The organism is Lactobacillus mulieris (assembly GCF_007095465.1).
In the GTDB taxonomy this organism is placed as follows: Bacteria; Bacillota; Bacilli; order Lactobacillales; family Lactobacillaceae; genus Lactobacillus; species Lactobacillus mulieris.
Genome location: NZ_SDGL01000006.1, coordinates 1 through 15,739, shown reverse-complemented (window position 1 = coordinate 15,739; position 15,739 = coordinate 1). Strand labels below are relative to the sequence as shown.

Sequence of the window (15,739 nt, the reverse complement as noted above, 5' to 3'; positions counted from 1 at the left end):
ATATCAATGGCTTATTTTGACAATGGTAATGAAATTTTTAAAGAAGCTCGTAAGCACCACTATGCAGTTGGTGCCTACAACACTAACAACTTGGAATGGACTCGTGCAGAATTACGTGCTGCAGAAGAAACTAGAACTCCATTATTGATTCAAGTTTCTACTGGTGCTGCTAAGTACATGGGTGGCTACAAGTTCGTTAAGGACATGGTTGCTGACCAAATGGACGCAATGAACATCTCAGTTCCAGTTATTTTGAACTTGGACCACGGTGACTTTGAATCAGCTAAGGAATGTATTAAGCTTGGTTACTCATCAGTTATGTTTGATGGTCACGCACTTCCAACTGAAGAAAACTTGGCTAAGACTAAGGAAATCGTTAAGTTAGCCCACGAACGTGGTATTTCTGTTGAAGCTGAAATTGGTAAGATTGGTGAAAACCAAGGCGGTGGTGAATTAGCATCAGTTGAAGACGCTAAGGCATTCGTTGCTGCAGGTGTTGACAAGCTTGCTTGTGGTATTGGTAACATCCACGGTGTTTACCCAGCAGATTGGAAGGGTCTTAACTTTGACCGTTTGAAGGAAATTGCTGAAGCAGTTCCAGATACTCCACTTGTACTTCACGGTGGTTCAGGTATTCCTCAAGACCAAATTGAAAAGGCTATTCAACTTGGTATTGCTAAGATCAACATTAACACTGAATTCCAATTAGCATTCCAAGAAGCTACTCGTGATTACATTATGTCTGAAAAGGACCTTGACAAGGATCACAAGGGTTATGACCCACGTAAGCTTTTATTACCAGGTACTGAAGCTATTACCGCTAAGATGAAGGAAATGATTTCTTGGATGGGTACTAAGACTATCGATGATGAACTTAAAGATGCATCATTTGACCGTTCTTCATTAAACGAAGAATAATCTTAATTATTACCCTATTAAAGAAGACTATCCATTTGGATAGTCTTTTTTGTTTGGCAAAGTGACTTTTAATGTATCAAAAGTAAATGGAGAAATTAAGCTCAGTTCATATGCTGTTAAGGCTAAAGCTTCCCCATTAAAATCGGGATTATATAGAGGATCACCAATAATTGGTAAGTTTATACTTGCCAAATGGACTCTAATTTGATGTGTTCGGCCTGTTTCTAAGGTTAATTTTAATGTCATAGTGTTTTGGATTGAATTGCGTGCAATGACTTGATAATGAGTAATTGCCTTTAAGCCATTATCGTCAACAATTCGTTTACGTTGATCATTGGGATCTTGAGCAATAGGTAAATCAATTGTCCCTTGATTAGGGATGTTTTTTAACTTAACTGTCGCATAATAGTTGCGTTTCATTATTTTAGTAGTCAGTTGCCGATTTAAAATTGGGACAACTGCAGGATTTTTGGCAAACAATAATAAACCATTAGTGAGCATATCTAAGCGATGAATGATATAAGGGGTATAACCTAAATAAGTTGTTACATCATTCATAGCAGTATCTGTTTCGAATAAGTTGGGATGGGTCTTTTGATTACTAGGTTTATTAATTACGAGGATATTTTTGTCTTCATAAATGATTGTGGGTAGATGGCCACTTGGAGTTATAGAGTGTTGCTGATTTTCTACATGGGTAAGCATAATTGAATACTCATCATTGGGAAATACTAATTCATTGAAGTTACGGTAGTTCCCATTAATCAATATCTTCTTTTCAATTCGCAAAAAATGACGCCATTTTCTAGGAATCAAAAGCTGTCTAAGTAAGTCATTAACTGAAACTGGTTCGTTATTTGGGTATTTATTAGTAAATCTATAAGTTGACATAATATTTATAAAAAATCTTCAGCTTTCTGGTTTAATTTGGTGAATGTGCTAAAATCAAACTGATTACCTAAAAGGAGAATATAGATGAGGGAATATTCACGAAATAAAAAGGCAAATCCTGTTTGGCTTTTTATCAAAAATTTTAATCACCGTTTTCAAGTGATTAGATGGCTAATTTTAGTATTTTTAACCGTGATTTTAATCACATCATCTTATTATACAATTAAGGTTAAAACTTCCAATATAGCAAATTTAAAAGCTTCTCTAGCAACAACTACTCAAATATATGATGCTAGTGGACAAAAAGCAGGAAATCTTTATTCACAAAAGGGAACCTTTGTGGAATTGGATAAAATATCGCCTTATATGCAAAACGCAGTTATCTCAACTGAGGACCGGACTTTTTATACAAATCCAGGTTTTAGTATTAAAGGAATGGCGAGAGCCTTTATAAGTCTACTTATTCATCATGGTAATATTGCAGGAGGAGGCTCAACTTTAACTCAACAACTAGCTAAAAATGCTATTTTAACGCAGCAGCAAACTTTTTCTAGAAAGTTAGAGGAATTGTTTTTTGCAATAGAAATTAATCACGTATACTCTAAAAAAGATATTTTGACCATGTATCTCAATAATGCTTATTTTGGTAATGGTGTTTGGGGAGTACAAGATGCTAGCCATAAATATTTTGGAAAAGATGCTAGTGATTTGACAGTTGGTGAAGCTGCGACTTTAGCAGGGATGCTAAGAAATCCATCATATTACAACCCAATTGATCATATGTCTAATGCCTTGTCACGAAGGAATGTAGTTTTAAGTTTGATGGTTCAAAATAAGAAATTATCAGCTACATCCGCTAAGACTGCACAATCTGAAGGATTAAGTCTTAAAGACAATTATATTCAAGATGATGGCTATAAATATCCTTATTTCTTTGATGCAGTAGTTGATGAAGCAATTAGTAAATATGGTTTAACCGAAGAAGATGTTATGAATAAAGGCTTGAAGATATACACTACTTTGAATACTGACTATCAGTCAGCTATGCAAGATTCATTTGATTCCTCAGCTAATTTTCCATCTTCAGCTAGTGATGGTACCAAGGTTCAAGGTGCCAGTGTCGCTATTGATCCAAAAACTGAGGCTGTAAAGGCAATTGTTGGTGGACGTGGCGACCATGTCTTTAGAGGTTACAATCGTGCAACTCAAATGAGAAGACAACCGGGTTCTTCGATAAAACCACTAGCTGTATATACACCTGCTTTACAAAGCGGATATCATTATGATTCTGAATTATCTGATAAATTACAGACTTTTGGCGCTAATAAATATGAGCCGCATAATGTTGATAATCAGTATTCAACGTCAATTCCAATGTATCAAGCTATAGCTCAAAGTAAAAATGTAGCCGCTGTTTGGCTTTTAGATAAAATTGGGGTTTCCAAGGGTGTTCAAGCTATGCAAAACTTTGGAATCAAAGTAGCTAAAAAAGATCAAAATTTGGCTTTAGCATTAGGGGGATTATCAACAGGTGTTTCTCCTTTGCAAATGGCGAGAGCATATAGCGCTTTTGCTAATAAAGGTAACTTGCCTAATAATGCTTATTTTATTACCAAGATTGAAGATGCTAGCGGTAATGTTATTGCTCAAAATTCTAATATTGGTAACCATAGGATTATGAGTCAGAGTGTGGCAAAAGAAATGACATCTATGCTTTTGGGAGTCTTTACTAGCGGAACAGCTCAATCTGCTCAGCCGGCTGGTTATGAAGTGGCAGGTAAAACTGGCTCAACAGAAGTATCGTGGGCTTATGGGACTAAGGATCAATGGATTGTTGGTTATACTCCGGATGTCGTGGTTGCAACATGGGTAGGTTTTGATAAAACAGATCAAAACCATTATATGCAAGGAATTTCAGAAACTGGTATTACTAGATTATATAAAGCTGAAATGGAAGGAATTTTACCGTATACTAAGGGTACAGCGTTTAGTGAAAAGCCAGCTCAAAGTATGGCCAATGCGACTGGATCTAATTCAGACTGGTTATCACAAGCTGGACAAAATTTACAAAATGGATTGAATCAAGCAGGCAAGAATATTCAAGAATGGTACAATAATATAAAAGGCCTATTTGGTAGATAAGGGAGAGAATTATGATTAATATTTATGATACTGCTAATAAGCTAGCATCTGAATTTCAAGAAACTGATCAATTTACAAATTTAAAAAAGGCAATCGCTGGTGTAAAAGAAAATGAAACCAGTCTAGCTATTTATCGTGAAATGGAAGAGTTTCAAAAAGGAATTTTAGAAAAACAACAAAATGGTCAAGAAATGACTGATGAAGAAAAGGCTAGATATCAAGAATTAAATCAAAAAATTCAAAATGATCCACATGTAAAGCAAGTAATTATGGCTGAACAAGGAATTTATATGTTACTTGATGATATTCAAAAAACAATTGCTAAGCCAATTACTGATCTTTATGAAGATATCAGTATTCATTCAGGTAAATAAAAATGAAATTTATTCACTTAGCAGATGCGCATTTAGATAGTCCATTTCGTGGACTATCTTTTTTGCCTTATAAGACTTATGAAGAAATAAAAAGTGCGGCTGAAAAATCTTTTCAGCGTATTTGTGATTTGGCATTAGCCCAAGAAGTTGATTTGGTATTGATAGCTGGGGATACTTTCGATTCAAACAAGCCCAGTCCGAAAAGTCAGTTATTTTTTGCTGAACAAGTAAAGAGATTGACAGATGCCGAAATTGAAGTGGTTATGATTTTTGGAAATCACGACTATATGGACTTAAATAGTTTATTTGTTAATGCCAGTCCATACTTTCACTTGTTAGGAAATGGACAAAAAGTTGAAAAAATATCTCTAAAAACTAAACAAGGTTTTGAATACAATGTAGTAGGATTTTCCTATCAAAATAACCATATTACTGAAAATATGGTAAGTAAATTCCCTGTTAAAGATAGCAACTATACTATTGGATTAATGCATGCAGGTGTTAAAACTACTGAAGCGTATCAAAATGTTTATGCGCCTTTTGAAGTAGCAGAGCTGAGAAACTTAGATTATGATTATTTTGCTTTGGGGCATATTCATGCTAGACAGGTTTTGTCTCAGAAACCATTAATTATTTATCCTGGTAATATTCAAGGACGCCACATTAATGAGTTGAGTGAAAAGGGTTGTTATTTAGCGATAGTTGATGAAGAAAGAAAAGAAACTAAAATATCTTTTGAAAAAACAGCTCCAATTTTGTGGAAAAAATTGGAGCTTACATTAACAGAGCAACTTTCAAAAGCAGAATTGCAAAACTGGCTTATTAGTGAACTAAATAAAGCAAATAAAGAATTAACATTTTTTTATGTTGTGATAAATAAAGCCCAATTTTTAAGTGAAGCTCAAATTGAGTTGATTACAGATAGTGATTTTTGGAATAATTTAAGTCAAAATCTAGCATTTTCTAGCCAAGTAATTGATTTAAGATTAAAAAGTAATTTACAAATAAAATTAGGGGCTAAAGAGCAAAAAGCATTTTCTGAAGCAAAGTTAGAAAGTACAAATAAAGAAGCTTTTTTGAAATTAGCCCAAGACCTAATTAAAAAGGATCAGTATTTAGCTAAATTATGTCAAAGAGAAGATTTTCAACAAGAAACTGTTGAAAGAGCATTAGTGATTTTGGCTCAAAGTATGAAGGGAATTGATGATGAAACTAACGAAAATTAAAATTATACATTTTGGTAAGTTATCTAATCTTACTTTTTCCCTCCCGAGTAAAGAAATCAATGTTTTTTTTGGTCAAAATGAGGCTGGAAAAAGTACGACTGTTGCGTTTATTAAACAAATTCTATTTGGCTTTTATTTGAGAAGTAGTAAGAGCCCCTTCTTTGAAGAATATGAACCATTAGCTGCAGTTAGCCCAATGGGAGGTAGCTTGTTTTTTGAATTAGATGGTAGTGAATTTGAGTTAGAGCGACTATGGGCTAAGGGAGATAAAAGTAAAAAAGGAACTTTAACAGTCAAAAAAGATGGGCATATTGTGCCTGAAAGTCTTTTTTTTGATCAAATTCAAAATATTGATGGTAGCTTTTATGCTGACAGCTTTATCTTTAATCAAGATACGCTAGCTCAAATAATGAAATTGACAGAAAATGATTTAGTTGAACAAATCTATTATTTAGGTGCGGCAAAATCAACAGAATTTTTAAATTTGAGAGATAAATTTGATAAGGAAGCAGGAACTCTGTTTAAGAAATTAGGAAAAAAACCAGAAGTTAATCAGTTACTTGCTAAAAGAATTGATGAATTAGATGATTTAAGTCAGAAACAAGCAGAATTTGCTAATTATAAAGTTTTAGAAAATGATTTAAATAAGCAACGCTCAGAATATATTAAAAGTCAAAATGAGTATAAAACCAACAATGAAAAACTTATCGCAGCTAAAGAATTAGAACAGAAATTAGTTTCATATAAAAAATATCAAGTATTGAAAAACAGTCTTACAGAAGTTAAATTTTCTGAAGCTGATTTTAATTCGTGTCAAAACTTAGTAGTTGAGAAAAAGAATTTACTAGCAAACTTAGAAGAAGATAATTCACAATTAAAGAATTTACAAGCTGATGACTTTGATCAAGAACAAGCGGAAAAATTGTTATTAGAACGCAATTCGTTTGTGGATTGGCAAAATCAACTTGAATATAAAAAATATGAGCTTGATAAACGAAAGAAACAACGTGAACAACTTATATCTCTGTATCCATTTTTAAGAAATTTGGAAGAAGTTGATATTAATCAATTACAAATTTCAGCTAAAAAAATAAGCTCCCCAACTAATACAACTAAGTCTAAAATTATGCCATGGATAGTTGGCTTAGCAGTTGTAGGAACTATTTCTTTAATAATAAATCCAATTTTAGCTTTATTTTTGTTTATACTTACGGGCTATTTAGGATTTAAAGAATCTAAGAGAAAGGCAGTTGCTAAACAAAGAGAAGCAAGATTAGCTAGTTTTGTTAAAGAATATGGTTTTAATCCTAATAATCAAGAGCTTAATTTAGTAATTGAAAAGCTAAATAAACTAAAAGAGATTGAACTTGATATTAGTAATTTCACAATTGATGTCGAAAAATTACAATCTAAGCTCCAAAATTATATTGTAAACTTAGGTAAATATTTAAAGCGCCCACTTGCTTTGGAAGAAGTAAATGAAGCCTTAAATAGCCTGGAACTTACTGTAAGACAGCGAAGTATACTTGCAGCCAATAAGGCAAGTTTGGTTACAAATATCGAAACTTTAAAAAAGAAAATTGAAACGATTTCTAAGCAGATTAATGACCTACTATTAAAAGCGGAAGTGAAATCTTGGGATGAATATTTAAAATTGCGTGAAGCTTATTTTGCTAATAAGGAGCAAGAAAATCGTCTCAATGCATTATCGGAAAACTTTAAAGATAGTCATGAAAAATTACATGAAATTATGCTTGATGAAGAAAAGTGGCAACAAAAAAAAGATGCTTTAAAGAAACAAAATCATCAGTTAGAACTTTATTTAGCTAAGTTAAATCAAAATGCTGCTGAAATTAAAGTAAAGATGGAAAACTTTGCAAATTCTGATGAGATTGAGCGGCAAAAGCAGGAACTTGAAACAACCAATACGCAATTGAATACTGCGACTAGTAAATATTTAGCATATATTTTAGCTAGTCGGATAATTACTAGGGCTCTTGATATTGCTTCTGGTGAAAGACTTCCCAAAATGTTAGTTGCAAGTCAAGAGTATTTCACTTTGTTAACTAATGGTAATTATCAGGCAATTAATTTTGGAAAGACAATTAAAGTTACTAATCGCACTGGAAAAAAGATAGAAATCAAATATTTATCTAGGGCAACAAAAGAACAATTATATTTTGCTTTAAAATTGGCTTTTGCTAAACAAATTCAAGATGATATTAATTTACCTATTTTGATTGATGATTCTTTTGTTAACTTTGATCATGGTCGTACAGAAAATATTATTAAGTTACTTGAACAATTAGCACAAGAAAGTCAAATTATTATTTTTACTGCAAGAAAATCTTTAGCCAATGCTTTGACTAAACATGTTTTAACTTTTGAAGGGTAGGGGTGAATAATGTTAAAAAATTTAATGGATTACAATTTAGGTGAAGAATTTGACCAAGTTTTGCTGATTAAGCATGCTCAACTTTTTCATACTAAAAAAGGAACAACATATTTGATGTTGGAATTAGCAGATAAATCCGGAAGCATGCGTGCCAATTTGTGGGATGCTGATGAAGAGGATTTGGCAAAATATCCAACAGGGGATTTGGTAGCTGTTAATGGAGTTATTGATGAGTATCAAAATCGTCCCCAAATCAAAATCTTTTCAATTAGACCAATAAATAATGATAATGGGTATGATCTATCAAGTTTTGTAAAAAAAGCTCCAGAAGCTTCAGCAAGTATGAAAGAAGAGATTAACGATTATGTGTTCAAAATCTTAAATCCAACTTGGAATCGGATAGTTCGTTATCTTTTGGAAAAATGGAGTAATAAGTTTTATGCCTTTCCTGCAGCGAAATCTAACCATCATGCTACTCAAGCGGGTTTAGCGTATCATACTCTTTCAATGTTAAGGGATGCAGAGGCCATTAGTAAAAACTATCCTCAAGTTAATCAATCGCTCCTTTTTGCAGGATGTATCTTACATGATTTAGGAAAAGTTATTGAATTTACTGGACCAGTAGCCACTAGGTATACTACTGCAGGAAATTTATTAGGACATTTGGTAATTGGTGATGAAGAAATTGTTTTGGCAGCTAATGAACTAAAAATAGATAAAGAAAGCGAAGATGTAGTTCTTCTACGGCATATGGTTATTTCACATCATGGCTTACCTGAATATGGAGCAGCCAAACGTCCTGCTTTGCTTGAAGCAGAATTACTACATCGAATCGATGATTTAGATGCAAGCATTTATGAAATAACTAAAGCATTACAAGAAACTAAGCCAGGTGAATTTACTAATCCAATTTTTGCACAAAGTGGACGTAAGTTTTATCGACCAAAAAATAGTGATTTAGATAAAATTGATAAATTAAATTAGAGTAAATAAAAAGCCACTTCATTTGAAGTGGCTTTTATTATCTTGATATATATTAACTAGTTTGAGCTAGTAGTTGAACTAGTTGTAGTTGACATGTATGATGAAAGAACATTGCTTAGGTCTTTGTCTTTGATTGAAATGTCAGATTTCTTTAAAACAGTTCTGATAACACTTTGCATAGTAGCAGTGTCTTGTTCCATTGATTGGTAAATTTGTTCATCAATTTCTTTCTTGTGGTCGCTAAACTTGCCTTTTGAAGGGTGTTTAATCATTTTAATGATTTCGTAACCAGATTGTGTTTTAACTGGGGTAGTAGTATATTCACCAGTTTTAAGCTTGAAAGCAGCAGTCTTGAAGTCTGAATCTAAAGTAGTATCAGTTGAATCAAAGGCTGCAAGTTTACCGCCCTTATCTTTAGTAGCTGAATCAGTTGAATACTTCTTTGCTAAAGTTGCAAAACTAGTACCACTCTTTAATTGCTTAATAATATCTTCAGCAGTTGACTTCTTTGATACTAAGATATGTTGAACTGTAACTTTTGGTTGGTAACTCTTCCAAGCTTTTTGTTCTTGTTTTGAGGTAATCTTCTTAATATCCTTTAAAGCAGCTACAGTTAACAAGTTAGTTTCAATATTTTTCTTAAAACTAGAAGTTGTGTAACCATTTTGCTCTAATGCAGATTCAAATGAAGAACCATATTGTTTCTTATAAGCGTTGTATTCTTTGTCAACTTGCTTTTGAGAAACTTTTTTACCATATTGTTGCTTTAAAGCACGGTAGATAATCATGTTAGCAAGGGTACTCTTACCTGCTTGTGATGACTTTAGTTCTTTATAGTATTCATCTTGGGTAATTTTTCCACCCTTGTAGCTAACTAAAGTTGCACTACTTGAACAAGCAGTAGCAGACAAAGCGATACCTGCAACAGCAACAATAGCTGCAGCTTTTTTCCAATATTTATTCATAGAAATAAATCTCCACATCCTTATAAACATTACTGCCTTATAATATAGCATACTTTAGTGAATCTTGTTTCAAAATTATTCAAATTCACAAAAAAGTCATAGTTTCTTAAACACTACTTTAGTTAAATTTTATGCCTGTAACTATTATTTTGCTTAGAATAAAACCAGCTACTATAAAAGTAACTGGCTTAACGTCTTAGTTTCTTTCTTTTAAATCGGCATTTAAAGAAATTAATTTCTCATTCAAATTAGAGATTTTATCTTTCAATTCATCAGTTTTTTTGTTCACAATATTTTGAAACTTTTCTGTTCTATTTTGTAATGATGAAAGAGTTTCAGTAGCAATTGGAGTTTGTTGGCTGAAGTTATTTAAATTGTCTTGAAAGGTAGTTAAGTTATTTGAAAAAGTAGTGCTATCGTTTACAGTACCATCAACATAATCTTTAACATCATCTTTTAAGCATCTTTTCTCATCATCTGTTGGCAAAAATGCTGCGACTAATCCAACACCTGCGCCTAAAATAAAACCTAAACCAAATGATTTAAACATATAAAATTCCTTCTTTCTTTAATTATAATTGTTAAAATTCTTTTCGAATTTCATTAGCGATTTCTTCATATTTTTCAGGAGTATATTGATCAGCATTATTTCTAGTAGCCATTTTAAAGCCATCCCCTTCAAATCGAGGGATGAAGTGAATATGCGAGTGCATTACTACTTGGTCTGCACTAGCTCCATTATTCGCTGCAATATTCATTCCGCTAATCTTAGGATCGATTTTTTTAATGGCATTCGCAATCATTGGGATATATTGCAAATATTTAGCCGCATCTTCTTGACTGTAGTCAAATAAATTAACAATATGTTTTTTGGGTACCATGAGAGTATGCCCGGGATTTACCTGAGAAATATCAAGAAATGCATAAACGTCATCATTTTCGAAAACCTTGTAACTTGGAATTTCTCCTTTTATAATTTTACAGAATAAACAATTGTCATCTAAATGGCTCATTGTTGCACTCGCTCCTTTAATCTTTAGTTTCTTTCATTGTTCATGTTATCATAATTACGATTGTAGTTAATAAGGAAAAAGATTATGACATTAAAAATTAAAAATTTAAGTGGAGGCTACCATGGCGTAGCCGTAATTAAAAATTTGAATTTAGAAATAAAGCCTGGCGAAGCCGTAGGTTTAATTGGCTTAAATGGTGCAGGAAAATCTACCACTATTAAGCATATTTTAGGGTTGTTGAGGCCTCAAAAAGGCTTAATTAGCTTAAACGGACTTGAATTAACAAAAAATCCCGATAAGTTTAAACAGCAATTAGCATATATTCCAGAAGTTCCGGTTTTATATCCTGAGCTCACATTAAAAGAACATATTGATTTAACTATTTTGGCTTATGAGCTTAATCCAGAAAAAGCTTGGAAAAAAGCAAATGAGCTTTTGAAGATTTTCCGACTTGATAATAAATTGGATTGGTTGCCAATTCATTTCTCTAAAGGGATGAAGCAAAAAGTTATGTTGATTACCGCCTTTATGACTGATGCAGAGCTTTTAGTGATTGATGAACCTTTTACAGGGTTAGATCCATTATCTGCGCTTAGTTTGACTAAGTTAATAAATAAAGCAATTCAAGATGGAAGAATGGTTTTGATGACTAGCCACGTTCTTAGTGAAGTACAAACTACAATTTCAAAATTTGCAGTTTTGAATAATGGGTGTGTTGAAGCTAGTGGTTCATTAGATGAAATTAAGCATCATTATGGTTTATCAAGTTCTGATTCTTTTGATAAGATTTACGAAATTCTTTCAAGAGAGCAGGTGCAAAATGGTTGAATTAGCTAAAAAACGTCTAGAAGAAAATATTAAAAAAAATTTGCGCTATTTGCGTTTAGTATTTAATGATTTTTTTGTTTTAGCTTTAATTTTCTTATTTGGTGGCTTTATGTATTGGTATGCACAAAACTTACCAAAAATTCCCGCTAATTTATGGTTTTATAAGCCTTTGCTTGCAATTGTTTTTACTATTAGTTTAGTTCCGGGGGAGTTAGTCACGCTTTTAAGAAAAGCTGATTTACAATTTTTATTTGTAAAAGATTCAGAAATGGCTGCATACTTAAAGAAATTGAAAGGTTATAGTTTAGTTTTGCCATTTATTATTCTGACATTAGTAATCGGAATTGCTTTTCCTTTTGCTGGGATAAAGTTGGGAATTCAATTGGGAGGATATTCGATTATTGCCATACTGCTTTATCTATTAAAAGCAGTATATTTGCAACTTGAATACTTATCTTTATCTTTTCAATATCATTACTCTAAAGTTTTATTTTATTTGATTGCTTTTTTAGGTATTTATGCTAGTTTATTCGATTTTTCCGCTTCAGCTGCATTGTTAATTGCTCTTATTGGATTTGCTATTTATATTTTCAAACAAAAACTTGATAGTTTTGACTGGTCAAAAGCATATGAAAAAGAACGTATAAGGCAAAACAGAGTTTTTATTTTCTATAGTATGTTTACAGATGTTGCTGAAAAAGCAGTTGTAATTAAGCGAAGAAAATATCTAGACTTTTTGCTTAATTTTCAAAAAACAAAGAGTGCTAATCAGTTTTTATTGCAAAGAAATCTCCTTCGAAATCCTGACTATATTTCATTACTTGTCAGAATGACAGCATTTGCTGTCTTGTTGTCTTTAGTGATAACAGATACTAATATGTTACTAATACTCTCAGCTTTAGTAACCTTTTTAACAGCATATCAATTATTACCAATAAAAAATTTGTATCAGCGACATATTATGTATCATGTTATGCCAATAAAAAAAGATAATACTAGAGAAGTGAAATCAGTAATTACATGGGCTTTGCTTCTTCAAGTTATAGTGATAGCAATAGTTTGGATAATAATTTTTAAAATTAAAGTTATAGCATTGCTAAATGCAGCTATTTTGTTGCTTTTTATGTTGATGATTACCAATTTATATTTACCGATTAAATTAAAAAAGAAAAGGTAGGAGTAACTATGAGATTAAGAAACAAACCATGGGCTGTTAAGTTAGTTGATGAACACCCAGAAAGTGTATTACAAGACCCTAATCCAGAAATTAGGATTGAGTGGGAAAAGCGTTTTGAAGATTTTTCTCGCCCTTTAGAAGTAGAAATTGGTTCAGGGAAAGGCCAATTTATAACAACTTTAGCTCAAAAACATCCTGATAGAAATTACGTTGCGATTGAGTTGCAAACTACTGCTGCAGGAATTATTTTGCGTACAAAATTAGAAAAGAAGTTAGACAATTTGCAAATCTTGCGTGGGGATGCTATTAGTATCGCTAGCTTTTTTGCTGAAAATAGTGTGGATGTCTTGTATCTAAACTTTAGTGACCCTTGGCCAAAAACACGTCATGAAAAGAGAAGATTAACTTACAAAGATTTTTTGAAAAACTATGAAACCATTTTAAAGCCAACTGGTCATCTTGAATTTAAAACTGACAATAGTGGCTTGTTTAGTTATAGTTTAATGAGTTTAAATAACTATGGCATGACGTTTGATTTTGTTAGTGTCGATTTACATCATGAAAGTGAAGAAATTGTAGCTAAGAATGTTGAAACGGAATATGAGCATAAATTCGCTTCAAAGGGAAATCCAATCTATGCCCTACATGCTCATTTTAATTAATTTACTTTTTTAAGATTTTGATTTATTATACTTATAAAAAGTAAGCATAAGGAGGCAAGTTATGGAAAAAATTGATGCATTAACTAAAGAAAAATTAGCTGAACTAACAAGAAATGGACGAACAGTTTTAGAATTTTCCGCTGATTGGTGTCCAGACTGTCGTTTTTTAGATCCGATTATGCCAGAAATTGAAAAAGACTTTGCTGATAGTAAGTTTTTTCAAATAAATAGAGATAATTCGGTTGAAGTGGCGAAAGATTTGTCGATTTTGGGAATTCCTAGCTTTGTTGTCTACCAAGATGGTCAAGAAATTGGTAGACTAGTTAATAAGGACCGCAAAACTAAAGACCAAGTCGAAAGTTTTTTGCGTTCACTTGATTAACAGAAGTGAGGATTATCAATGATTGCAAGTACAAATAAACATGCATATCCAAATACTTTAATTGTTATTTTGGGTCAAGATAAAGGCAGAAGTCACTATGAAGAAAAGGGTCAAGTTACCAGAGTTTTAGATGAAGATAACAAAGTTATCGGATTTAACTTTTTTAATGTTGATCAATATCTTAACTATGATGCTTTAAATAATGGCGAAGTTGAATTAACAGCTGAAGATCTTGCTAAATTAAACCAAGTTCTTACAGATAATGGATTTTCTGATCAATTAAAGCCATCAAAGCCCACTTTGGTATATGGCTACGTAAAAACATGTGAAGCCCATCCTGATTCTGATCATTTGCATGTAACAACAGTTGATGTTGGATTAGATGATGATGTAAAGATTGTTTGTGGTGCACCTAATATTGAGGCAGGCCAAAAAGTTGTTGTTGCATTGCCTGGTACTTTAATGCCCAATGGTGCACAAATTTGGCCTGGTGAATTACGTGGCGTTCCATCATATGGAATGATTTGCTCAGCACGTGAGTTAGGCTTGGCTCATGCTCCTCAAAAACGTGGCATCATGGTTGTACCAGATAATTTTGAAGTTGGTCAAAAATTTGAACCAACAAAATGTGATGAATTGCTAGCTAGTGGTGCTATTACATTATAAGAATAGAAAAATGCGAATAAACTGTTATTATATACAGTTTTTTCGCATTTTTTTGCTTTTTTGAATAAAAAAGCTTGACAAATTATATAAATCTGATAAATTACATTCTTATTAATTTTAAATTTTGTTTTTTAAAATTTAAAAATAAAGAGTTTATCATCGTATAATTTTTAGATATATGGAGGCTGGATGAATCTAAAACAGCTAGAAGAAGTTTTGTACAAGTATCTCAGTACAGAAAGAGTAAAGAATTTTCAAGTTAAAACCTTGTGTGAGGTGGCAAGAGTTTCACGGGGGAGCTTTTATTATCATTTTAAGGGAATTGAAGATTTTTCCGAGAGTATTTTTATAAAAGATTTGAACAGAATATTACTTTCAAATCAGTATGATAATTTTTCTAGTAGAATGTTACAGTTACTAAAAGTTTTGAAGGATAACCAAATTTTTTATACTAATTTAGTTTATCTTGGTGCTGATAAAGCTTTTGGTAAAAATGTGGAAGTAGCACTGTTTGAAATTTTAAGATATTATGCGCGTGGACGGGGATGCTATTCTGAGCCAACCCTTGTTCGAATATCTAAAGCAATGTATCACACGATATATTATTGGATAATGCATAACTGCGAAGATCAGATTCATCAAATTCATACATGTCTTTTTCTGCAATTTCAAGAATTGGATCGCCAAAAGGAATTACACGATACAATTGGAATGTAAAAAAGGGTTGTTAATAAAAGGACACAATAATGTGTCCTTTTTCTTTTAAAAAAACTATTGCCAAAAAGAAAAAAATAGTGTAAATTAATTAAGTCATCGCGATTATTGTGATTGGATATAGTTTTTTTGAAAAAAGCAAAAAATGCTTGCCAAAATCAAAATAATCCTGTATCTTAGATAAAGTCGTATTGAGGAAAAGCCTCGATGACAAAATTCATTTCAAAAAAGAATAAAAAGTTCTTGCAATTCTGAAATGAATCAGGTAATATAATTACTTGTCGCGAGTCAATAAGACAAACGACAAAAAATAAATTTAAAAAAATTCTTGACCAGAAGGTTGAGAGATGGTAATATATTTAATTGTCGTGAGTCAGAGATGACCAGCGAGGATAAATAAAT

At 32.1% G+C, this 15,739-nt stretch carries 16 protein-coding genes; 12 read left to right on the top strand and 4 right to left on the bottom strand.

Annotation, left to right across the window (positions count from 1 at the left end; translation table 11 throughout):
• Nucleotides 1–6: 6 nt before the first annotated feature.
• Nucleotides 7–918, top strand: a complete 912-nt coding sequence (locus tag ETI37_RS03555) for a class II fructose-bisphosphate aldolase (RefSeq protein ID WP_006586423.1) — start codon at nt 7–9, stop codon at nt 916–918.
• A gap of 27 nt (nt 919–945) precedes the next feature.
• Here the strand turns inward: ETI37_RS03555 and ETI37_RS03550 are convergent, their stop codons facing one another.
• Nucleotides 946–1,809: an RluA family pseudouridine synthase gene (locus tag ETI37_RS03550; protein ID WP_006586424.1), complete on the bottom strand. Its 864-nt coding sequence runs from the start codon at nt 1,807–1,809 to the stop codon at nt 946–948.
• Nucleotides 1,810–1,893: 84 nt separating this feature from the next.
• Between ETI37_RS03550 and ETI37_RS03545 the strand changes: the two genes are divergently transcribed.
• From ETI37_RS03545 to ETI37_RS03525, 5 genes are read left to right on the top strand one after another with little or no spacing between them, the layout of a single operon-like run.
• Nucleotides 1,894–3,951, top strand: a complete 2,058-nt coding sequence (locus tag ETI37_RS03545; RefSeq protein WP_006586425.1) for a PBP1A family penicillin-binding protein — start codon at nt 1,894–1,896, stop codon at nt 3,949–3,951.
• Between the two features lie 11 nt (nt 3,952–3,962).
• On the top strand, nt 3,963–4,325 hold the full coding sequence (locus ETI37_RS03540; RefSeq protein WP_006586426.1) for a YlbF/YmcA family competence regulator: 363 nt from the start codon (nt 3,963–3,965) through the stop codon (nt 4,323–4,325).
• A gap of 2 nt (nt 4,326–4,327) precedes the next feature.
• Nucleotides 4,328–5,551 carry a metallophosphoesterase family protein gene (locus ETI37_RS03535; protein WP_006586427.1) on the top strand — a complete coding sequence of 408 codons (1,224 nt, stop codon included), beginning with the start codon at nt 4,328–4,330 and terminating at the stop codon, nt 5,549–5,551.
• Nucleotides 5,532–7,946, top strand: coding sequence for an ATP-binding protein (locus ETI37_RS03530; RefSeq protein ID WP_034530369.1), 2,415 nt, complete (start codon nt 5,532–5,534; stop codon nt 7,944–7,946). The genes ETI37_RS03535 and ETI37_RS03530 overlap by 20 nt, the downstream gene beginning before the upstream one ends.
• A 9-nt stretch (nt 7,947–7,955) precedes the next feature.
• The gene (locus ETI37_RS03525; protein ID WP_006586429.1) at nt 7,956–8,930 is read left to right on the top strand and encodes a 3'-5' exoribonuclease YhaM family protein; all 975 of its coding nucleotides are present in this window, start codon (nt 7,956–7,958) and stop codon (nt 8,928–8,930) included.
• A 56-nt stretch (nt 8,931–8,986) separates the two neighbouring features.
• Here ETI37_RS03525 and ETI37_RS03520 read toward each other — a convergent pair whose 3' ends face one another.
• The 3 genes from ETI37_RS03520 to ETI37_RS03510 form a co-directional block, all read right to left on the bottom strand.
• Entirely contained in the window at nt 8,987–9,895 is a 909-nt protein-coding gene (locus ETI37_RS03520) for a peptidylprolyl isomerase PrsA (RefSeq protein WP_006587686.1), read from the bottom strand.
• Nucleotides 9,896–10,091: 196 nt separating this feature from the next.
• Entirely contained in the window at nt 10,092–10,445 is a 354-nt protein-coding gene (locus ETI37_RS03515; RefSeq protein WP_006586431.1) for a YtxH domain-containing protein, read from the bottom strand.
• Nucleotides 10,446–10,476: 31 nt separating this feature from the next.
• A complete protein-coding gene (locus ETI37_RS03510; RefSeq protein WP_006586432.1) occupies nt 10,477–10,908 on the bottom strand; it encodes an HIT family protein in 432 nt (143 codons plus the stop codon).
• A gap of 84 nt (nt 10,909–10,992) precedes the next feature.
• Between ETI37_RS03510 and ETI37_RS03505 the strand changes: the two genes are divergently transcribed.
• The 6 genes from ETI37_RS03505 to ETI37_RS03480 all read left to right on the top strand — a co-directional run bounded on the left by ETI37_RS03505 (nt 10,993) and on the right by ETI37_RS03480 (nt 15,340).
• Complete coding sequence (locus ETI37_RS03505) at nt 10,993–11,736, top strand: ABC transporter ATP-binding protein (RefSeq protein ID WP_006586433.1); 744 nt, start codon at nt 10,993–10,995, stop codon at nt 11,734–11,736.
• On the top strand, nt 11,729–12,913 hold the full coding sequence (locus tag ETI37_RS03500) for an ABC transporter permease (RefSeq protein WP_006586434.1): 1,185 nt from the start codon (nt 11,729–11,731) through the stop codon (nt 12,911–12,913). The genes ETI37_RS03505 and ETI37_RS03500 overlap by 8 nt, the downstream gene beginning before the upstream one ends.
• Before the next feature lie 8 nt (nt 12,914–12,921).
• Nucleotides 12,922–13,575 (top strand): tRNA (guanosine(46)-N7)-methyltransferase TrmB, encoded by a 654-nt coding sequence (gene trmB / locus ETI37_RS03495; protein ID WP_006586435.1) that lies wholly within the window; start codon nt 12,922–12,924, stop codon nt 13,573–13,575.
• A gap of 61 nt (nt 13,576–13,636) precedes the next feature.
• Nucleotides 13,637–13,957 (top strand): thioredoxin family protein, encoded by a 321-nt coding sequence (locus tag ETI37_RS03490; RefSeq protein ID WP_006586436.1) that lies wholly within the window; start codon nt 13,637–13,639, stop codon nt 13,955–13,957.
• Between the two features lie 18 nt (nt 13,958–13,975).
• Nucleotides 13,976–14,623: a YtpR family tRNA-binding protein gene (ytpR, locus tag ETI37_RS03485; RefSeq protein WP_006586437.1), complete on the top strand. Its 648-nt coding sequence runs from the start codon at nt 13,976–13,978 to the stop codon at nt 14,621–14,623.
• Nucleotides 14,624–14,812: 189 nt separating this feature from the next.
• The gene (locus tag ETI37_RS03480; RefSeq protein ID WP_006586438.1) at nt 14,813–15,340 is read left to right on the top strand and encodes a hypothetical protein; all 528 of its coding nucleotides are present in this window, start codon (nt 14,813–14,815) and stop codon (nt 15,338–15,340) included.
• Nucleotides 15,341–15,739 lie beyond the last annotated feature (399 nt).